Source organism: Micromonospora sp. DT4, assembly GCF_049841675.1.
Lineage (GTDB): Bacteria > Actinomycetota > Actinomycetes > Mycobacteriales > Micromonosporaceae > Micromonospora.
Map to the genome: position 1 here is coordinate 1 of NZ_JBNCKT010000056.1, position 19,367 is coordinate 19,367.

At 72.0% G+C, this 19,367-nt stretch carries 23 protein-coding genes; 8 read left to right on the plus strand and 15 right to left on the minus strand.

Features of this window, described 5'->3' with window-relative positions; genetic code table 11:
• The 5 genes from ACLQ24_RS17125 to ACLQ24_RS17145 form a co-directional block, all read left to right on the plus strand.
• The coding region (locus ACLQ24_RS17125; protein ID WP_425892726.1) for a VWA domain-containing protein at positions 1–978 on the plus strand (978 nt) is incomplete at its 5' end.
• A 295-nt stretch (positions 979–1,273) separates the two neighbouring features.
• A complete protein-coding gene (locus tag ACLQ24_RS17130) occupies positions 1,274–1,885 on the plus strand; it encodes a hypothetical protein (RefSeq protein WP_425892727.1) in 612 nt (203 codons plus the stop codon).
• Complete coding sequence (locus tag ACLQ24_RS17135; protein WP_425892728.1) at positions 1,882–2,424, plus strand: hypothetical protein; 543 nt, start codon at positions 1,882–1,884, stop codon at positions 2,422–2,424. The genes ACLQ24_RS17130 and ACLQ24_RS17135 overlap by 4 nt, the downstream gene beginning before the upstream one ends.
• A gap of 108 nt (positions 2,425–2,532) precedes the next feature.
• On the plus strand, positions 2,533–2,901 hold the full coding sequence (locus tag ACLQ24_RS17140; RefSeq protein WP_425892729.1) for a hypothetical protein: 369 nt from the start codon (positions 2,533–2,535) through the stop codon (positions 2,899–2,901).
• Positions 2,902–2,915: 14 nt separating this feature from the next.
• Positions 2,916–3,377 (plus strand): DUF4262 domain-containing protein, encoded by a 462-nt coding sequence (locus tag ACLQ24_RS17145; RefSeq protein WP_425892730.1) that lies wholly within the window; start codon positions 2,916–2,918, stop codon positions 3,375–3,377.
• Between the two features lie 359 nt (positions 3,378–3,736).
• On the opposite strand, the gene ACLQ24_RS17150 is transcribed toward ACLQ24_RS17145, so the two are convergent.
• The 15 genes from ACLQ24_RS17150 to ACLQ24_RS17220 form a co-directional block, all read right to left on the minus strand.
• A complete protein-coding gene (locus tag ACLQ24_RS17150; protein WP_425892731.1) occupies positions 3,737–4,330 on the minus strand; it encodes a hypothetical protein in 594 nt (197 codons plus the stop codon).
• Positions 4,323–5,027, minus strand: coding sequence for a hypothetical protein (locus ACLQ24_RS17155; RefSeq protein ID WP_425892733.1), 705 nt, complete (start codon positions 5,025–5,027; stop codon positions 4,323–4,325). Before ACLQ24_RS17155 ends, ACLQ24_RS17150 begins: the two co-directional genes overlap by 8 nt.
• Before the next feature lie 330 nt (positions 5,028–5,357).
• Positions 5,358–6,554 (minus strand): DUF2637 domain-containing protein, encoded by a 1,197-nt coding sequence (locus ACLQ24_RS17160; protein ID WP_425892735.1) that lies wholly within the window; start codon positions 6,552–6,554, stop codon positions 5,358–5,360.
• Positions 6,551–9,931: a BTAD domain-containing putative transcriptional regulator gene (locus ACLQ24_RS17165; RefSeq protein ID WP_425892737.1), complete on the minus strand. Its 3,381-nt coding sequence runs from the start codon at positions 9,929–9,931 to the stop codon at positions 6,551–6,553. The genes ACLQ24_RS17160 and ACLQ24_RS17165 overlap by 4 nt, the downstream gene beginning before the upstream one ends.
• A 32-nt stretch (positions 9,932–9,963) precedes the next feature.
• Positions 9,964–10,410, minus strand: coding sequence for a pilus assembly protein TadG-related protein (locus tag ACLQ24_RS17170; protein ID WP_269740062.1), 447 nt, complete (start codon positions 10,408–10,410; stop codon positions 9,964–9,966).
• Positions 10,407–10,790: a TadE family protein gene (locus tag ACLQ24_RS17175; RefSeq protein WP_425892754.1), complete on the minus strand. Its 384-nt coding sequence runs from the start codon at positions 10,788–10,790 to the stop codon at positions 10,407–10,409. The genes ACLQ24_RS17170 and ACLQ24_RS17175 overlap by 4 nt, the downstream gene beginning before the upstream one ends.
• Before the next feature lie 80 nt (positions 10,791–10,870).
• Positions 10,871–11,323 (minus strand): TadE/TadG family type IV pilus assembly protein, encoded by a 453-nt coding sequence (locus ACLQ24_RS17180; RefSeq protein ID WP_269740064.1) that lies wholly within the window; start codon positions 11,321–11,323, stop codon positions 10,871–10,873.
• Positions 11,324–11,325: 2 nt separating this feature from the next.
• On the minus strand, positions 11,326–11,514 hold the full coding sequence (locus tag ACLQ24_RS17185) for a hypothetical protein (protein WP_041799409.1): 189 nt from the start codon (positions 11,512–11,514) through the stop codon (positions 11,326–11,328).
• A 45-nt stretch (positions 11,515–11,559) separates the two neighbouring features.
• Complete coding sequence (locus ACLQ24_RS17190) at positions 11,560–12,432, minus strand: type II secretion system F family protein (RefSeq protein WP_425892739.1); 873 nt, start codon at positions 12,430–12,432, stop codon at positions 11,560–11,562.
• Positions 12,432–13,280 carry a type II secretion system F family protein gene (locus tag ACLQ24_RS17195; RefSeq protein WP_013289172.1) on the minus strand — a complete coding sequence of 283 codons (849 nt, stop codon included), beginning with the start codon at positions 13,278–13,280 and terminating at the stop codon, positions 12,432–12,434. Before ACLQ24_RS17195 ends, ACLQ24_RS17190 begins: the two co-directional genes overlap by 1 nt.
• Before the next feature lie 2 nt (positions 13,281–13,282).
• Positions 13,283–14,593: a CpaF family protein gene (locus ACLQ24_RS17200; protein ID WP_425892740.1), complete on the minus strand. Its 1,311-nt coding sequence runs from the start codon at positions 14,591–14,593 to the stop codon at positions 13,283–13,285.
• Entirely contained in the window at positions 14,590–15,324 is a 735-nt protein-coding gene (locus ACLQ24_RS17205) for a MinD/ParA family ATP-binding protein (RefSeq protein ID WP_425892755.1), read from the minus strand. The genes ACLQ24_RS17200 and ACLQ24_RS17205 overlap by 4 nt, the downstream gene beginning before the upstream one ends.
• Positions 15,325–15,344: 20 nt before the next feature.
• A complete protein-coding gene (locus tag ACLQ24_RS17210; RefSeq protein ID WP_425892756.1) occupies positions 15,345–15,920 on the minus strand; it encodes an SAF domain-containing protein in 576 nt (191 codons plus the stop codon).
• 101 nt (positions 15,921–16,021) lie between these two features.
• Positions 16,022–16,885, minus strand: coding sequence for a hypothetical protein (locus ACLQ24_RS17215; protein WP_425892741.1), 864 nt, complete (start codon positions 16,883–16,885; stop codon positions 16,022–16,024).
• Positions 16,885–17,256, minus strand: coding sequence for a hypothetical protein (locus ACLQ24_RS17220; RefSeq protein ID WP_425892742.1), 372 nt, complete (start codon positions 17,254–17,256; stop codon positions 16,885–16,887). Before ACLQ24_RS17220 ends, ACLQ24_RS17215 begins: the two co-directional genes overlap by 1 nt.
• Before the next feature lie 509 nt (positions 17,257–17,765).
• Between ACLQ24_RS17220 and ACLQ24_RS17225 the strand changes: the two genes are divergently transcribed.
• The 3 genes from ACLQ24_RS17225 to ACLQ24_RS17235 all read left to right on the plus strand — a co-directional run bounded on the left by ACLQ24_RS17225 (position 17,766) and on the right by ACLQ24_RS17235 (position 19,335).
• The gene (locus ACLQ24_RS17225; protein WP_425892743.1) at positions 17,766–18,125 is read left to right on the plus strand and encodes a hypothetical protein; all 360 of its coding nucleotides are present in this window, start codon (positions 17,766–17,768) and stop codon (positions 18,123–18,125) included.
• 94 nt (positions 18,126–18,219) lie between these two features.
• Positions 18,220–18,588 carry a winged helix-turn-helix transcriptional regulator gene (locus ACLQ24_RS17230; RefSeq protein ID WP_425892744.1) on the plus strand — a complete coding sequence of 123 codons (369 nt, stop codon included), beginning with the start codon at positions 18,220–18,222 and terminating at the stop codon, positions 18,586–18,588.
• Between the two features lie 30 nt (positions 18,589–18,618).
• Complete coding sequence (locus ACLQ24_RS17235) at positions 18,619–19,335, plus strand: prepilin peptidase (RefSeq protein ID WP_425892745.1); 717 nt, start codon at positions 18,619–18,621, stop codon at positions 19,333–19,335.
• Positions 19,336–19,367 lie beyond the last annotated feature (32 nt).

A 19,367-nucleotide genomic window follows, 5' to 3' on the forward strand; every position in this document is an offset into this window, starting at 1 on the left:
GACGCCGACACCATGATCTGCCTGGCCCGGCGGTGGTGTCAGGTCCTCGGCATCGACCCCGACCAGCAGTACGACACCCCCGTATCGGACGCCGGGCAATTCGCCGGCCGCCTCGCTGCGGCCCTCGTCGACTACCTCGCCGTCGCCGCCGGCGTCACCCCCGCCGAGTACGCCGCGACGCTGCTGGCCCACCGGCACAGCCCACCGTCGGAGTGGGACCGCCGGGACCCGACCGAGCAGGAACACCGCGCGGCCCGCGACCTCGCCCACCGGCTGCGACAGGCCCGCACCCAACACCCCGAACCCGGCCGGCGGCCCTCCGCGATCCCACCCGGCCGGCTGCGCACCCGGCAGGCCATCACCGCCGAAGCACAAATCGCCGCCGGGCAACTCCCGACCGCCGCCCCGTGGCAGCAACGCGCCCAGCTGCCACCGGAGAAACCCCGTTTGCACCTGGCCGTCCTGGTCGACCTGTCCGGCTCGATGGACCGCTACACCGACGCGATGTCCTCCGCCGCGTGGATCTTCGCCAACGCGGCACGCCGCGCCGACGCGACGACCACCACCATCGGTTTCGGCGACCGCACCACCGTCCTGGTACCCCCACGCACCCGCCCCACGCAGGTGCTGACCATGCGCACCGGCCTCGCCACCGCCACCTTCCCGGAAGCGGTCAAGGTCGCCGACCAACTCCTCGACCTACGCCACGGCCGCACCCTGCGGATGCTCGCCGTCGTCTCCGACGGCTACCTCGACGACATCCCCGCCGGGCAACAACTCGTCACCACCCTGCACCAGGCCGGCTGTGCCGTGCTGTGGCTGCACCCCGCCGACCCGCTCGCCGACAGCGAACTGACCGGCCCCGACCAGATGTGGAGGCACACCTTCACGCACACCACCACCCTCACTGTCGCCGATCCCGTCGAGGCCGTCGCGGCGATCGCCGACGCCGCCGTCACCGCGCTCGCCCAGGCCTAAGCCCAGCCGAGCCGTCCGGCGACCGACCAGTCCCACCCCCGCGCCGCGGCGCTGCAACGGCCGTGGCCGGGCAGCGCCGCGCGCGGCCACCCCAACGACGTACCCAAGCCCCGCAGAGGCGGGCTGCCGCCGGCAACCCGCCACGTCTCGCGGGGCCGGCAGCGGACGGCCCTCGCCGCCGGTCGGCGACTTGACCATCCCGCGCCATCGAAGCGTCCATGCATCGCGTCCCCAATGACCCGGTGGGCCAGGTCCGGACGCGATACGACGCCGCCCATCACAAGGAGCTCATCCCATGCGTTTCGGCACCGACAAGGAACACCCCTTCGACACCGACAACCGCGCCTGGCGACGTCTCGGCGACGTCACCAGTGAGCACTTCGACGTGATCACCTGGACCCGCGACCCGGACGGACGGCCGGTCCTCCTCACCCTGGGCGACCTGCGAACCGGGGACATGATCACCCTCGCAGTCCTGGACTCCCTGGAGATCCGCGACCCGTACGCGCTGCTCGCCGTTCACACCGGCGGCGAACTCGCCGCACACGGCCCCACCAGCGGCGCCGAAACAGCTCGCTCCCTCGCCCCCATGCTCGCGCTCGACAGCACCACACTCGCCGTGACCAAACCCGTGCCGCTGCACGACCCCGCCACAACAGCCCTACCCGCCACCTGCTGGGTCGACCTGCCCACCACCCTCGCCGCGGCCCTACGGCCCGCCCTCGACGATGCCCGCACCGCCGTCCTCGTGCTGCTCGACCGCGCCGACGGCTGGCTCGCCGCCGTCGGCCCGTTCCCCACCCACGCCGCCGCCGACACGTGGCAACCCGACGGCGGACCCGGCCGCGCAGCCGACCGGCTCATCGTGCCGCTGCACCCGGTCACCCTCCAGGAGGCCCAGCCGTGACCAGCACCCGACCCCTGGCACACCCAGAGCTTTCGCCGATCGTGGCCCTCGACGTCGACGGCGTCCTCAACCCCGCCAACCCGGCCTACGCCGCAGCGCTTGGCTACCAGCCGCACCGCTACGACGGGCCTGGACCCGACGGGCAGCACGTCACCGGCAGGGTCTGGCTCCACCCCGACCACGGGCCATGGCTGCGGGAACTGGCCGAACACGCCCAACCGGTGTGGTGCACCAGTTGGAACCACCTTGCCGCCCAATGGATCGCCCCACGACTCGACCTGCCGACCACCTGGCCGCACGTCCCCGTCCACGCGGGCGGTGTCCGCTTCGGCCACCAGAGCAAACTCTCCGCCCTCTACCCCTGGGCCGCGCGGCGGGCACTCGCCGTCCTCGACGACGAGTTCGGCGGCAAGGACCCCACCACCGCCGACCAGCGCACCCGCGACGGCGTACCCACCCTGCTCCACCCCGTCGACCCGTCTCACGGGCTGCGCCGTGCCGACATCGACACGGTGCTGACTTGGCTGCGCCGGCTCTGACCAGGCCACGCCGGCGCCGCCCGGGCGCCGAGGCCTTCCGCTCACTCGGATTCGTGGGGCCCGCATCGACGGATGCGGGCCCCACGCCGTTACGCCAAGGAGTTGATTATGGACAGCATGTTCGATCCCGTCGACGAACCGGGTACCGACCGGTCACCCGGGCTCAGCGTCGGCGACCCGGATCTGCGCAAGACTCGCCTGCTCGCCCGCGAGTGCTCCACCTGCATCTTCAAGCCCGGCAACCCGATGCACCTCGACCCCGGCCGGCTCAAGCAGATGGTCGCCGAGGCGCGGGGTGCGGCGGGATACATCATCTGCCACTCGACACTGCCCTACGCCGATAGTCCGGTCCCGCCCGCTGTCTGCCGTGGCTTCGCCGACCGCTACCGCACCTGGCAACTCCAGGTCATGGAACGGCTCTGGGGCTTCGTCGACGTCGAGCCACCCGACCCGGACTCCACCCGTACGCCCGAATGACCAGGAGACAGCACGTGCCAAACACCGACGACTTCCTCCAACGCCAAGAACAGATCATCGACACCACCGGCTGGGCCGTCACCCACGTCCTGCCCACCGCCGACGACCCCGACACCACCGCTCCGTTCGCCTACACCGTCGGGCTCACCGCCCACGACTACCCCGAACTGATCACCGCCGGACTGCCACCCGAGGTCGCCCACAGCCTGCTCAACGACCTTGCCCGCCGGGTCTACGACAAGGCCGAACGGTTCACCCACGGCCAGCGCATCAGCGACCTCATCGCCGGCTACGACGCGATCATCATCGACGGACCACCCACCGACGAGCTGCTGCCCGGCATGGCGATCAAACGCTACGGCCGCGACCAGATCCGCCTCCAGCAGCTCGTGTGGCCCGACCAGCAGGGCCGGTTCCCCTGGGACAACCGGTACAACTTCGACCCGCGGACACAGCCACTGATCGCTCAGCTGTAACCAGGCAGCCCAACCGAGGCCCGCCGGGATCCGGGCGCCTCATAGGCGCTCGGATCCCCGGCACGATCGGACTCACCATCTCCATCGATCGGCACCGCGTCGTCACGACCACTGAGTACAACACACAGGCACTGGGTCACTCGCCGGAAGCGCAGGCGACTCCCGGTGGTCGCCGAGCATGAGTGAGAAGGCGACCCCTTTTCGTGGCGGTGCAGTCCAGCCGAGCCGATTGACTCACCAAGTTGGAACTGTCTCCTCTGCCGATGTGCTGTCAATGAATTCTGGCGGCCCGCCGAGATCGGCGAAGTCCATCTGCGCGGCGAATGTGATCGGCCGACCGACTCGCACTGGTGGGACGGCTACCTGGGCGCCTGAGCCCAGTGCAGTCTGTCCAGGACCTGCGCGGCCTCGTCCCAGAGCGACCGAAAGCTGGCGAGCAGGTCACGGGTCAGCAGTTCGGGGTCCACGACCCCGCCTGCGGGTTTCTGGAACCGCCAGTAGGGCCACGGTGTCGTGCACCGTCCCCCGAGTCGCTTGGCTACCGGGGTAAGCGCATTCTGCAGTGCCCGGAACCGCTCCCGATCGGCCCGGTCGCCGCAGTAGCGGACGGCGGCAAAGGGCCATTCGTTTTCCGCTAGAGGCCTCAGTAGCGTCTTCGGGTCCCATTCGACGACCACCGCAACGTCGTTGACGCCCTTCCAGATCCACCCTGCTCGACGGAGGCCCATGACCTGGAATTTCCCGTCGCCGAGACTCTCAAGATCGACGTCGGCGTCGACCTCGCCTGCCATCTCGCTCAGTGGCGTGGCGAGCGCTCGCAGATAGCGGCCAAGAAGCGCTGCCGCATCGTCTCGCTGAGCTGCCCACGCCTCGATGTCCGCCCGACGATCCAGGTAGAACCAGGCCTTCGCATCAGCCGGATCCCGCTGGGGAAACTCAATCTCGTCAGGCATCGTGGAAGATCTCCAGTGTCATGAGGTAGTCATGGACGCCAGGCGCGATCGTGACAGCGTCCTTCTTCACGAGGGCCGCCCTAATGAACGCGGCTACCTGTCGCCAGGTGTGGTTGTGCCAATGATCCGCGCTCTCACGAGCTGTGACCGGCTGCCTCTCCCCGCGGGTGAGAAAGACGAACTTCGGTCCGGCCTCTCGTCCCCACAGCTCATGAATCCGATCCAGCTGGCGCGGACGCTCGGAGGAGAAGGTCTTCGCCTCCACAATCAGCGTCCAGCCGGAGCCATAGACCACAAGGTCGGCACGGGTGTCGTGACGCACCTCCTCTAGCACGACTCGGACGGTGCCGGCCACGTCGACTCCGACGACCGCGCCTAGCCCGTCGATCACCGCACGCCCCAGGCCATGCTGGCCGTCCGGCCGTAACAGCCATCCTAAGGCGGCCGTCATAGCCGCTTCGCGGTACTCCTGACCGATAGCCGCCAAGAGCGTAGGCGGCCCGCCGACCCATTGCCCGGCCGCGACGAGGCGCCGCTCTTCCCGCTGGGCCTCTTCAAAAGTGTCCCGCCAGCGATCTACCAACCCGGCGACGCCAACGTCCTCGCCCGCGATCAGGCCGCGCCACTCCGAAGCCGCGTCGTTATACCTAAGCGCCCACCCAGCGACGTCATCCAGAGATCCCGCGCCGTGCGTCATTCCTGCCCCCGTCCCCGAGCTGACCTTGGTCTCTGTCGCCGCCAGCGTCTGCCCGCGAAGACGTTTGCCTATATTGACGGCGTCATAGACGCATGCTTCACACCCTTGCGGCGTAGTCCCGCCTACCTCCCGGGATTTGGGAAGCTTCGCGTCGCCCCTGCCAGTCCGTTATGCGGCATTACCGAAGTGGTGCCGCCGGGTGCCGCACGCGTCAAACTGCCGGCTCACTGGAGGATGAGCCGACCTGACCTAACTCCCCTTCGCGCCTTGAGCAGTACCTTTTTGAGTGCGCCCGGTACGCGACACGTGCCTGGCGCTCCCGCACGACGCTCACGAGGCGCCAACCTGCTCGGTGGCACGGCTGGTGTCGTGTCCGTTGGCGCTTCGCGGGACGGGTGGCCAGTACCGGCGGACGGTGCGTTCCGATCGACCGATTCTGGTGGCGATGTCGGCCGGGTGTAAGGAGGGGTCGTGGCGGTACCAGTAGGCCACGGCCCCGGCGGTGTCAGACGGCACCTCGTCGGCGCTGGTTCTGCTGTCGCCCGAGTTGGGGCTATGTGCCTGGTACTCGATGGTGTCCGAGACAGCGTGCTCGGCGTCGGCCGATTGGTTCACCCGGTCCCGCTCGTCGGAGTTTTCGAGCTGGGAGACCGAAAAGCCGGTGGCTTGAGACCTGCTGGTTCCAGGTCGATCCGCCTCGAGGTTAGATCGGTCCGTTTCCCGCAACGGCGTCGTCTCTACGGGCACCGAGGCTTCATCGCCGTTTCGAAAGTGGTAAGCGTCCTCGTGGTCGAGGGCGTCGACCAGCGGGTGTTGAGGTGCCACGCCATCCGTGCCGCTCGAACCGGTCGGCGCTGGAGTGACGACCTCTGTAGCCAGTTGCTCGTCCTCGTCGCCACGGTTCGCGGCCTGCGGCTGCGGCGGTGGCGACGGGTCGTAGCCTCGGGCCAGCCGCGTGGCGCCGACCGGTTCCGGAGCGAGGGCCGGCGCTTCCAGGCTCGGTGGTTCGGCCACCAGGTTAGGAGCTTCTGTTGTTGTGGTGGTGAGTTGCCTGCGGTCGGCCGAGCTGAGGGCGGGAGTGCGGATGCGTCCCGCGATCTCGACCAGGCTAATGCTGGCTACGACGACCAGCCCGTCGACGGAGATGGGCAGGAGGTAGGAGGCGGCGGCGCCAGTTTCGCCGTATCGGGCGGCAACGCCGACCATGTGCCAGTAACTCACCCAGGCGGCGATGCCGGCGATGACGGCGGCGGCGATCAGCCGCGCGGCGGCCAGGCCGCGGCGGTTCGCGGGTACGCGGGAGATGAGTTCGACGGTCAGCAGCAGCGCCAGGGGTGGCCACGCGGCGATGACCTGGCTGATGAGGTTCGGCCGGGCGTGTAGGACGTTCGCCGCGATGGACGCGGCGACGCCGAGTGCGAGCACCGCCCGCACGGCCCACCGCAGACGGGTCAGATGCCGGAGGTCGGCCTCTGCCACCTCCGGGGTACGTGCGGAGGTGTGCCGGGGTAGCGGCGTGGCGGTCATGCGGCGGCTCCGTCACCGGGCCGGGGTGCAGGCCGCAGGTCGGGTCGTCGAGCGGGGCGCTGCACCTGGGCGACCAACTCGTCGGCCAGGGCAATGGTGTCGTCGCTGGGTTCGGCGTCGATCTCGCCGAGGGCGCGGATCAGGGCGCGGCGCAGGCTGCGGATCGCGTCGAGGTGCCCGAGCGCGGCGCGGGCCCGCATCGCTTGCTGGTACAGCTCTTCGGCGTACGGGTTGTGGCCAATCGCGGCGTCGAGGACGGTGAGCTGCTCGGCGGGGCTGTCGGCGAGGGCGTCGGCGAGGGCGAGGTAGGCGTCGAGTGCCTGCTGCCGGACGGCTTCGCGGTAGGGCTCGATCCATTCGTAGTCGGCGCCGTCGGCCAGGTGCCCTCGGTAGGTGTCGACCGCGCGGCGCAGAGCGGCGAGGCGCTCGGCCGGGTCGGTGGCCTGGTTGGCGTCGCGGATCGCGGCGCGCATGCGCCACAGGTCCACGTCGACGGCGTCGCGGTTGAGGACGTACCGCTGGTGGGGGTGGGTGAGGTAGGTGCCACGTCCTGCGGTGCGGCGCATGATGGTGCGCAGGTCGGACACGTAGGTGTAGAGCCGGCCGGGTGCCTTGTTGGCGGGGGCGTCGGGGAGCAGGTCGTCGAGGATCGCCTCGGCGGAGGCGTCGCCGTCGTGCACGGCCAGGTAGACGAGCACTTCGAGGGATTTCTTGCGCAGCGTCGGCCCGGGCGGCACGTCGACGATCGCGGCGGTGCCCAGGACGGTGACCTGCGCCCTCCCGTGGCTGGTCTCCTGGCTGTTCTCGGCCGCGCCGTCGGTGTCCGGTTCCTCCACGGCGGGCGGGGGCGCACCGTCGCGGGGAGTCTCCGTGCCGCGGGCATGGGCGCCGGTGGGCGGAGTTGTCGCCGCTGCCTGGGTGCCCGGGGTGGTCTGACTGTCGGCGCTGTCTGGTGTTGTTGTCGGGGCGGCGGGCACGGGCTCCGGGCCGGATGCCGGCAGGTGTTCACCCTCGCAGAAGGGGACGTCGGGTGGCGCCGGCTCGGTGTCGGGAGAAGGTTGCGCATCGGGTGCGGCGGTCGTGGCCTGGGCGGTGGTGACGGGTTCGGCCGGGGCGGGAGCCTGCGGCTGGCCGGTGTGGGACTCGGCGAGGGTAACGAGCAGGTCGCTGGTCTCGGACGGGGTGAGGACGGCCAGCCGGCCGATGTCGGCCGGGTGACCGCCGTGGCGGGAGCCCTCGCCGTCGGCGCGGCTGGTGACGCCGTCCGTGGCAACCACCATGGTGTCGCCGTCGGGCCAGGCGCCCAGCAGCACGCCGTGGATGTCCAGGCGCTGGCCTTGGGCGAGGAGCGCGGCGATGCGGGTGCGCTGGTGGCGGGTGTCGGCGTCGGCCAGCAGCAGGACCGGCGGCATCGGCTCCCCGGTCGGATCCGCCGCGCGGGCCTCGGCAACGGTGTCGACCTCGTGGGCGTAGGCGATGCGGCTGCGGTGCAGGGTCTGCGCCTCGAGCAGGTCGAGTGCCTCGTCCAGGCCACCGGTGACGGTCAGCCGCGGGGTGCGGGGCAGTGCGACGGCACCGGCGCCGAGCAGCGTCGCCGCGGTCGCTGATGGCATGACCAGCCAGGTGCGGTCTTCTGGTGCGTCGAGGCCTCCGGCGGCCAGGGCGGCGGCCATGAACCCGCGGGCGGCGGCCTCCGCGCCGGGACCGGTGAGCCCCAGGCCGGCGGGCGGCCAGACCGCGGCGATCGGGTGCGCCAGCGACGGCACCACCGGGCGAAGCGCAGCGTCATCGCCCAGACTCGGGTCCGCGGCAGGCGCCGGCTTCTCAGGATCGTCCTCGTCGTCGAGACCGGCATCGTCGAGGGCGTCGTTCTCGTCGTACCGCCCGGCGATCCCTGGACGGTCGTCGTCGAGCAGGTCGGCGTCCTGATCGGAGGCAGCAGGGCTGTCCGGTGCGGAGGTGCCGTCGTCGGTCTTGTCGTTCGCTTCGGTGTCGTCCGGGTCGGTGAACAGGCCGAGGTCGTCGTCCGGACCTTCGTGGCTGGCCGGGTCGGTGGAGGTCGTGGTGGCGTGGCGCAGGCGGCGGCGGATCTGGTTCACCACGGGCGGCATGGGCGCCACGTCGGGGTCGTCCAATCGCAGGTCGGCCGACACGGGCCGGCGGATGTAGCGGCGGCGGCGGTGGGCCCAGACGAGGGCGACGGCCGCGAGGATCGCGGCGACGAGCCCGGCGTCGAGCCAGCTGCCGGTGCCGAGTGAGACACCGGGTGACGCCTCCGTTCGCGGCCCGGGTGTCTGCTGCCCGTCGACCGAGGGGCTCGGCGTCGTCGAGGCCCCGGAGGCCGACGGCTGCTCAGCGGGCGCGGTGGAGACCGGTGGTGAGGGGATGTGCACGATTCCGTCGTCACCGTCCTGCGGTGCCGGGGTGGTGGGGCCTGTCGACGGTCTCGCGGACGGCGCGTCGGGTGGCGGCTGGGTGGGTTGGTTCGGTGGTGTCGGCGGGGGCGCGGCGGTGCCGGGTGTTGGCTGTTCGGGGCCTGCCGCCGGGGGGTCGGCGGGTGGCGGGGTCCGGGGTGTGCCGGCTGGTGGTGTGGCGTCGTCGGGCAGTTCGAGGGTCCAGCCGGGGTAGATCAGGTTCGGGTTGGTGAGGGTGCCGCCGATGTCGCGGAAGTGGGTGCCCCGGTTGAGGGCGAAGATCTCCGGCCACCGGTTGGCGTCGCCGAGCCACTGCTGGGCGATCTTCGACAGGGTGTCCCCGCGTCGCACTTCGCACGTGTAGGTCTGCCCGGACGACACGAGCGTCACGTGGCCCGCTACCAGCCGCGCCGGCACCGGGTCCCCCATGTCCGGCAGGACGGACGTCGACGCGGCTGTCTGCCAGGTCTGCGTGTGGTGCCCATCCGTGCTCACCAGCCGCACGGTGCTGCTGGGCACGGCGGTCGCCGTAGCCGGAGCGGTGGCGCTGGTGTGGGCGGTTGTCGCCTGGGCTGGCTGGGTGAGGGTCGGCGCGGCCTGGGCGGCGGTGGCGAGGACGCCGCCGGTGATGGCGGCCACCAGGATGGCGGCGAGCCCGCGGGCCGGCGCGATCGCTCGGGGTTGCGGCAGGCGGATGCCCGTGACGGTTTCGGCGACCTCGGCGATCAGCGACCAGATGAACGCCGCCCACACCGCCCAGAGCAGGCACACGACGACGTTGCCGAGCATGGCGTCGGTCAGCGGTGAGGTGAGGGCGGTGCCGACGTCCTGCCAGGTGGGGACCTCGGGGGGTAGCGGCCAGCCGACGTATCGGATGAGCGCGTACGGCACACCGGCGGTGAGCAGCACCAGGATCCCGAGTCCGGCCAGCCGGCGGGCGGTGGCGGCGAGGAATGCGAACACTGGGGCTCCCGGTCGTGGCGTGGCGGTCCTGGTCAATTCGGTGCGGTGACGCCGGTTAGAGGGCTCGCGGTCGCGGTCGCGGACACCGGCAGGGCGCTGATCCCGACAAGGTGGAGCAGCTGCGTGGGCCGGGTGCCGCTGATGGTGACCGTGACGGCGGTGGGGGTGGCGGACGCGGTGACCTGCCCGTCGACACCGGCCTGTTGGGCGAAGCTCCGCGCGGCTGCGGCGGCCTGGGCGGGCTGGAGCTGCACAGTGCCGGTGGCCCTATAGGTGGCGAGGTCGATCTCGCGGGCGCCAGCCCGGGCGGCGCCCTGCGCGACGTCGAGCAGCCGCACCTTGTCCGACATGCCTAGGCCCAGGTCGAGGACCAGGCCGGCGAGGACGAGGACGAGAACGACGCCGAAGATCGTCCACGGGGTGATCTGGCCCCGGTCGTCGTGGCGGGCCTGCCGCAGTCGGGTACGCAGCCGGTTCATGGCGCCGTCGTCCCGCGGTAGGTGTCGAGGGGTTGGTGTGAGGTGCCGCGGATGGTGATGGTGCCGGGCAGGCCGAGGCCGTAGAGGTCTTCGAGGCGGACGGTGCACGCCACGGTGGCGCTGACCTGCCCGCCGGGGACGAACGCGCCGGGGTCGACGGTGACGGTGGACGGCTGACAGGTGAAGGCCCGCCCGGCCAGGGTGGCGGAGGCGCCGTCGGCACCTGCGGCGCGGGCCTCGCCGGGGGTGTGGGCGAGGGACGCTTGGCGGGCCGCGGCGGCGGCAGCGGAGTTGACGTCGATGGCGGCCGAGGCCAGGCGCAGGCACGCCACCACCGCGAGGGCGGCCAGGACCATCAGGGGTACGTAGCTCAGCGCCATCTCGACGCTGACCGAACCTCGGTCTCCCCGCAGCCGCGGCGCCCGGCGGCGTGGGTGTCGGCTGCGGCGCTGCTCGCGGGTCACGTCGAGTCTCCTTCCACTCCAGGCGGCGAGGGGGCCAGCGACAGGGTCGAGGGGCGGAAACGCTCGACCGGGGCGCTGGCTTGGGTGCTGACCTGCAGGCGCAGAAACGGCACGACGGCGGGCACCCGGCCGGCCACGGCCACGGTGGCGGTGTCGGCGGTGCGGGTGACCGACACGCGCGGGTCGACGACGACCTGCCCGGCGACCTGGTCGAGGACGGTTGCGGCGTCGGCGCGTCCGGCGGCGGCGGTGCCGCCGGACACCCTGGTGGTTTGCAGGGCGTGGTTCGCGGCGTGCTGGACGCCGAGTTGGGCCAGGGCCCACAGGGCGAACTGCACGCCGACGAGGACAAGCAGGAACAGCAGGGGCGCGTAGAGGACCACCTCGGTGGTGACCGACCCGCGGTCACCACCGAGCCGGCGTCGCCTGCCTCGTCGCGTGCGGTGCATGGCTAGAGGTTGATTCCGGTGATCTTGGTGATGATCTTGCCTTGGAAGATGGCGTAGACGGCCAGGACGAGGGTGACGAGCAGGGCGATCCACATGACCTTCTCGGTGGTCTCGCTGCCCCGGTCGCCGGAGTCGCGCAGCCGGCGTGCCCGGTCGGTGAGGGTGAGGTGTGCCAGGGTTAGCAGGGCCATCAGCTTGCTGGGGTGCACGGCGTTTCTCCTTCTGGTGTGTCGGGGTCAGAAGCTGTCGACGGCGGTGACAGCCGGGTAGAGGAGGAACAGCATGTAGGCGGTGGCCAGGAGCATGACCGGCATGGACATGCGTTCGGTGGCGGAGTTGGCCCGGGCCTCCAGGGCGGCGGCCTGGTGGGCGCGCAGGGTGGCGGCGCGGATGGTGAGGGAGTCGCGGATGCGGGCGCCTTCGGTGCCGGCGAGGCTCATCGTCGCGGCGAGTTCCTGCAGTTCGACGACGCCGGTGTCCTCGCCGAGCTGGCCGAGGGCCTGCCAGGGCGGGATGCGTAGCAGCCGGGCGGTGGCCACGGCACGGTTCAGGCGTCCGGCGGCCCAGCCGTGGGTGTCGGCGCAGGCGTCGTCGAGGGCTTGTTCGAGTCCGGCGCCGCCGGCGAGGGAGATGACGACGAGGTCGAGCACGGCGGACAGGGCGTAGCGCAGCTCGTCGCGGCGCCGCTGCGCCTCGGCGTGCACGGTGGTCTCGGCCAGCCACCAGCCGCCGGCCGCGCCAGCAAGCGACGCCCACAGCGGCATGCCGGCGGCGAAGCTGACCCCGCCGGAGGCGAGGACGGCCATCGCGACCGGGGGCAGCAGCAGGCCGGCGATCACCGCGAGGGCCTGGTCGGCCAGGTGGGTGGCGGTCGGCCGTCCGAGTACGGCGAGGTCGGCGCGCATCCGCTGCCGGGGCAGGCCGAGGGCGCGCAGGGGCGCGGCAAGCAGCCGGATCCTGACCCCCACCGGTTCTTCCGGGGCCGCCGGGGTGCGACGCAGGGCGTCGAGGGCCTGGGCGAGGCTGGGCAGGGCGGGACGCAGGCCGGTGCCGGCCAGGACCAGGCCGAGCCCGGCGACGACGCCGCACGCCACCACGAAGGCAGCCATCACGCCACCTGCCCGGGCTGGTCGGCCGAGAGCACCCGTGGTGGTTGCGGCACGCGGGAGGCGCGGGCCAGCCACCAGAACCCGCCGGCGAACACCGCCCCGACGACGAGGAGCACGAGCTGCCCGGTGACGCTGCGGTAGGGGGCGAGGAAGCCGCGGTTGAGCAGGATCAGCCCGGCGACCATCGCCACCGACGTGCCGGTGATCACCCGGGCGGCCGTGCGGGTCGCGGCCCGTTTGGTGGCCACCCGCATCCGGATGCCGGCGAGCTCGCGGGCGGTGGCGGCGAGGCTGGTCAGGCACTGGGACAGTTGCCCGCCGTGGTAGCCGGCGGCCTGCGTCAGGGCGCGCACAACGAGGTCAGCGGTGGGGTCGGCGAGGTCGGCGGCGAACGCGCGCAGCGCGTCGGGCAGCCGTGCTCCGCCGCGCACCGCCCCCGCGAGGGCCTGCACCTGGGGGCGGATGGGCTGGGGGGTAACAGGGGCGGTGGCGGTGATGGCCTGCTCCAGGCCGGCGGCCGAGGACAGGGTGTCGCGCAGCAGCTCGGCCCAGGTGGCGATCGCCTCGATCCGGGCGATCGCGCGGGTGTGCTCCCGGTCGGGTCCGAGGACGCGGGGCAGCGCCCACACCGCGGCGGCGGTCAGCAGCGCCGCGACCGGCCAACGGGTCGCCGCCGCGGCGGCGAATCCGGCGACGATGGCCGCGAGGAGCCGGGTCCGGTCGGCCGACGTCCACCGTTGCCGTGTCCGGGTGGTCGGGGTGCCGGGTGGGCGGCGGCGTAGCCCGTCGGCGACGAGGATCAGGCCTGCGGCGCAGCCCAGGCCGAGCAGGATCGGCAGCAGGTCCATGCTCACCACCGGTCCCGGACGAGGAGGTCGGGGTTGAGGCCGGCGACGGTGAGCTCGTCGAGGGTGTCGGCGCGGATCGGCGCGGCGGGGATGGCGCGCCGGTCGGGGCCGGGGCGGTAGATCTCGTTGGAGGGGACCTGGGTGCCGTCGGTCTCCAGGACCTGGCGGATGGAGGACACCACCCGGGTGCCGTCGGTGGCGACGTCCAGGTGGACGACGAAGTCGACGGCCTGGCCGATGAGCACATTCGCCGCGTCGAAGGTCAGCTTCTCCGGCGCCTGCATGACGTACATGGCGAGCCGGGTCAGCGCCTGCTTGCTGGAGGAGGCGTGCAGGGTGCACATCGACCCGTCGTTGCCCTGCGACATGGCCAGGAGCATGGGTACGGCCTCGGCGCCGCGGGTCTCGCCGACGATGACCCGGTCCGGGCGCATCCGCAGGCCCCAGCGCACCATCGTGGACATGTCGATGCCGCCGACGCCTTCGAGGTTCGGTTCCCGCTGCTGCAGAGCGGTGGTGTTCGGGTGCGCGTCGCTGTCCTCGTCAAGGCCGAGTTCGTAGGCGTCCTCGACGGTGACGATCCGCTCGTGCGGGCTGATCGCGCCGGCGGCGGCGCGCAGCATGGTGGTCTTGCCGACGCCGACGCCTCCGCAGATCACGATGTTCTTGCGCGCCCGCACCAGCGCCCGGATAAGTTCCCGCAACCCCACCGTGATCTCCCCGCGGTGCAGCAGGTCGTCCAGAGTCACCCGGTGCAGGGTGTTGCGGCGGATCGACAGCGAGGGACGTTTCGCCACCGCCATCACGGCGAACAGGCGTTGCCCGCCGGGCAGCCGCAGCGACAGGCCGGGCGAACCGCGGTCGAAGCGGCGCTCCTCCTGCCCGCTGCGCGCCGCCGCGACCCGCACCAGGTCGACCAAGTCGTCGTCGGAGGCGGCGACCGGCGGCACACGCTGCACCTGCCCGTCGGTGGTGCGGATCCACACGTTGTCGCAGCCGTTGGCGAAGATGTCCTCCACCCGCGGGTCGTCGATCAACCTCTGCAGGCCGCCCAGGCCGGTGAAGCTGTCCCGCAACGCCCGCGCCAGGGCCGCCTCGGCCTGCGGAGTGAGCGGCACACGGCCGGCGGAGATGTCCTCGCGGGCGTGGACGACGAGTTCCTCGGCGATGTATCCCGCGATCACCGCGTGGCGCTCGCCATCGGGAAGCTGCGCGCCGTGCGCGGCCAGGCGGTCGCTGACCCGGGCCCGCAGCCGCGCCACCACCTCCGGCGGCGCCGCGGTCGTGCCACCGTTCAAGGTCGGGGCGGTCACCGCACGACCTCCAGCGCCGCACCGGCGGGCTGCCCGCCGGCCGCGACGGACGCGGCGAGAGCGCGCAACGCTTGGGCGAGACGGGTACGCGTCCACGCCCGCCCCGTCATCCGCCCCGCGAGGACACCCGCGCCCCACCGGTCGGCAGGCAGCTGCGCCCACACCGGCACACCGAGGCGCCCACTGATCTCGGTCGGGGTGAAGGCGGACCTGCCGCAGACCGCCAGCCCGACACCACCCGGCCGCGCCGCGGCACGCAGCGCCGGCAGGCGGGTGTCCAGGTGATCCAGGTACTCCGTCGACCCCGAGGTGACCAGCACAACCGCGTCAGCGGAGCGCAACAGGCCCCATGCCGGGCTGTTGGCGTAGAGGCGACCCGCATCGGCGACCACTACCGGCGCCAACCGCGCGACCGCCTCGGCCTGGCCGGCGAGGACCGACACCGCCCCCGCAGCGGTCTCGGCCGCACCCGGCCCGACGAGGACGTGCAAACCCAACGGCACCTGCTGCACGTACGGCGCCGCCCCACCGGCGTGCCCGCCGTGCCGGGCCGCCGCCGCCAGGGACGCCAGCCCCGGCTCCTGCGCCAGCCCGAACCGTGCCGCGACCACCCCGCCACCGGGATCGGCCTCCACCAGCAACGCCGGGCGCTCCGGCCACAACGCCGCCATTCCCAACGCGGCCGTCGACGCGCCCGGCGCGCCGGACACCGACGCCACCACCACCAACATCTCCCGCACCTCCTCACGTCTCACTGGGACGGGCCGAGCTGCACCAGCGACACGTCCCCCGGGGCCGCCGCGACCGCTTCCGCCGCATCCGCGGCGAGCAGCACCGTCACCAACTGCGTGCCCACCTGGTCGGCGCCCGCAGCCACGGACACGACCGTGGCCACCGCCCGACGCACACCGCTGTTCTGCTGCGGCGCCTGCTGCCCGCCCCCCGCAGGTGGGGCGACCAGCACCACCACCCGCGACCCAGCGGTCAGGCTCGTCGGGGCCCGGCCCGGCTTGACTGGCACCGCGATCACCGCCTGCCCCGCCGCAGGCCACGCCGCCGGCCCGACCTGCGCCGACACCAGCAGGCTCCCTGCCGCCAGCGGCACCGCCGCCGAACGGCCGACGATCCCGCCGCGCTGCTCAGCTCGCACGAGGTCCAGGCCGGACGGGTTCGCCACCCGCACCACCCGCACATCGGCGTCGGTGATGACCTGACCCGCCGGTACGTCCCGCGCGACGGCGAGGAACTGCTCGTCGGCGCGCCGGCGCAGATCCACCTGCCAAAACGTCACCACCGTCGCCAGGACCAGCAGCACCCCGGCGACCACACGCCGCCCGCTGCGCCGCCCCACCCGCCGCGTACCGGCGGGCACCGGCGGCAGATCCGCAGCGGAGGTGTTCACCGCCCGGGGACGGTCCGTGGTGACGCTCACCGGACAGCTCCGACGATCGCCTGGGACTCCGCCACCCGCACGGACACCGTCGAGGTCGTCGTGAGCGGGGCGAGAGTGCCCCCGCCGCCGGCACCAGACCAGGTGACCGACCACGTCACCGTCGCCCGCAGCCGGAACGCCGCCCCCGCCGCGACAGCGGACGAGGATGTGTAGGTGTGCCCGCACGGCGACGACGCCCGCGGGTCCGTGCCCGGCTTCCACGGCTTGCCCGGACCGGCGCACGTTAGGTCGTCGCTGCCGTCGCCGAAGGACCACACCACCCGAGTCGGCGTCGCAGTCGCGGTCACCGACACCCCCGGCACCGAGGCGGTCGCCGACCGGGCACCCCACGTCGCTGGGTCCACCCACAGCCACACGGGCACCTGCACCAGCACGAACGGCGCGGTGGTGGGATTCGTGCGGATCTGCGGCGAGGGCAGGCGCAGCCGAGAACGCGCTGTCTGCGCCAACGCCGCCAAGTTCACCGTCGGCGCCTGGTCCAGCCACACCGGCACGTCCTGCGACCCGAGCCCGTTGGCCACGCAGGTCTGCGAATACCAACCGCCCTCTGGGCCCTTGCCCGGCGGGGGCGGGAGACCCACGTCGACAGGCGCCCAGTAGCAGCCGTCGACACCGCCGCCACCCGAGCCGTCACCGGACCCGCCGCCGCCTTGGTTGCCGCCGGTGGAACCGCCAGACCCGCCGGGGGTGCCGGCGCTGATCTCGCATTCGGGAGCTGACGGGTTCTGCGTGCAGCTGACCCCGCCGATGCCACCGTCAGCACGTGCTGCCAGGCTTCCAGTCATCAGTACGATCGCTGCCCAAACCGCAGCGGCCATTAGTTGGGCGGTGCGACGCATCAGCACGACCCCACGTCCTGGACGCCGAAGCTGGTGACCTTCCAGCCGCCGGCCGCGAGGTTCGTGACCGTGGCCCGCGCGCTCCGCCGGCCCCCGGGCACGTCGTTGATCGGCTTGCCCGCCAGGTTGTAGACCAGGAAGGCGCTGTCGTCGATGCAGTCGGTGACGGTCACCGTCTCGGGTGAGGCGTTGAGCGCGACCCCGGTGGCCTGCGGGTCTAGGGCGTACTTGCCCTTGAGTACCTGCTTCTTGCTCCGGTAGGTGGCCAGGCCGTTCCGCAACGTTTTCAGCGCGCCGTCGCTGGCGAACCTGTTGAGGTCGGGCTCGTCGGGGTTGGCGGTAAGGCCGGCCTTCGCGTATGCGGCCCACATACCGCGGTACACGTCCAGCGCGGCGTCCTCGGCCGCGCCACGCGGATCCTGGCTGGGCGTGGAAACAGTGACCGAGGTAGTAGGAGAAGGTTCTTGCCCAGTGTTTCCGGCGTCGCACGCTCCCGCGCCGGCCACAAGGCACAGGGCTGTCGCCGAGCCCGCCAGGCGCAAGCGGCGGCCTCGCGCTCTAACGGTGGAAGTTCGCTGTCTGTTACGGCTCGTCATCTGCCGCCCTGCCTCCTGACGGTTCCTGGCGACAGCGACGCGGGGCCCGCCCCGCTGTCGTGGAAGTTGCACGCACGGATGCCTGAACCCACCTCTACACCCCGCCCCCGCGGTTACCGCAACGTGCTTACCTTCCGGTGATTACCGTCAGGTGCTCACCTCGAGGTCACCGATAATGCGAGTCTTTCGACGCAATCCGACCACCCGGTGTCGGGTTCGCGACACTATGCCCACAGGGATCGAAGGCCTTAGAATCCTCAGAAAATCTCAAGGGAGCGCGCATTATGAGCCGCACCGCCGAGGGTCCTCAGCCCGCCGACCTCGCTGCGGAGCTCGCCCGTCGGCCCACAGCCATCGCGACTCTCGTGACGTTGCGTGACCGCTCTGCTGCCACTGTCGGTGACCTCGGTGGCGTCGACGAGGCCTCCCGCGAAGCGCTACGGGCCGACCTGTGCTGGCTCGCCGCAACCGGACTTCTGCGGCGCGAACCGCACGGCAGCTGGGATGTGGTCGCCGCCACGGGCGCCTATCGCCTGTCCACTATAGGGAACGCTCTGGCGGACGCCCTGAATGCGCTTGCGGAGGGCTGTCGCCACCTTGCCGGCACACCAGCCCTTCAACGACGCAACTCGGTGCCCCGATGATCTCCGCTTGACTCAACGTGAATTCGTTGTTCACGTTGAGCAGTCGATCCCCTAGACTCGTCCTCTGGCCGACCTTGACGGGGAGGGGAGGCGGATGGACGACGACCTTCACGTCGTGCACGAAGCGATCAGGCTGTGCGCCCAGCGGTGGACCCTGGAGATCCTCACGGCACTCGGTCAACGTTCGATGCGCTTCTCGGAGCTGCTGCGCGAGATCCGACCGGCGCCGAGCTCCAAGTCGCTCAATGACGCCCTGCGCCGCCTGCGCGACGGTGGCCTGGTGCACCATACCGACGACGCGGGTGCCGGCACCTACTCCCTGACCGCCGCCGGCACCCACCTGCTGCCGCTGCTCTCGTCGTTCATGCGCGAGATGCGGCGCTGGTCAGACACCTACCGCGACGGCTGCGCCCAGCCGGCCGCTGCCGATGCCGATGCCGATGCCGATGCCGGACCAGCGTAGGCCCACCGCGCGCCACCGCAGCGACAGTCGATGAATCCCACGGTACTGGGGCTGGCGCTCTTCGGTGGCGCTCTCTCCGGCTTTGCGCTGCCACACGCGTACATCTGGCTGATGGCCATATCGCAGGCCAGCGCGGCCCTGCCACCGCCCCTGGCGGGCGGAGACGGCACCTCGGCACCCAACTGCGTTCCCGCCAGGAATACGCTGGTGCTGGTAGCCGTCTCGGAGTTGTGCGGCATCGGGCTGGCTGTTGCCTCCGCTGGCCTGGCCTGGCTTCTGCGCGACGCCTCAGGCGGCCTGGTTCTATTGGCGGTCTGGCTGGTAGTGATGCACGCTGGCGTGCTGCTCGCCGCCGTCGACGTCGCGGTCCGCAGGCTGCCCACCCCCGTGATCAGTGCCGCCGCCCTGGCCGTCGGCGTTATGCTGGCCGGCCAGGCAGCGACCACGGGCCAAGCCCATACGCTGGTCGCCGCCGCGCTCGCCGCGGCTGCGCTTGGCGGCCTGTACCTGGCCTTGGTCCTCGTGGCGGGCAGCGGAATGGGCCTGGGTGACGTGCGGCTGGCCGCGCTGCTCGGCACGGCACTGGGCACCACCGGCTGGCCTGCGGTGTTCCTGGGCGGCCTACTGCCCTTCGTGCTCGCCCTCCCCGAAGCGCTGGCGCGCCGGGCGCTGCGCCGTGCGCACAGCATCGCCTTCGGTCCGTACATGGTCGGCGGGGCACTGGTGGCGGCTGCGGTGAACAGCTGACCACCGCACTCCGGCCATCGTGGCCTACTATT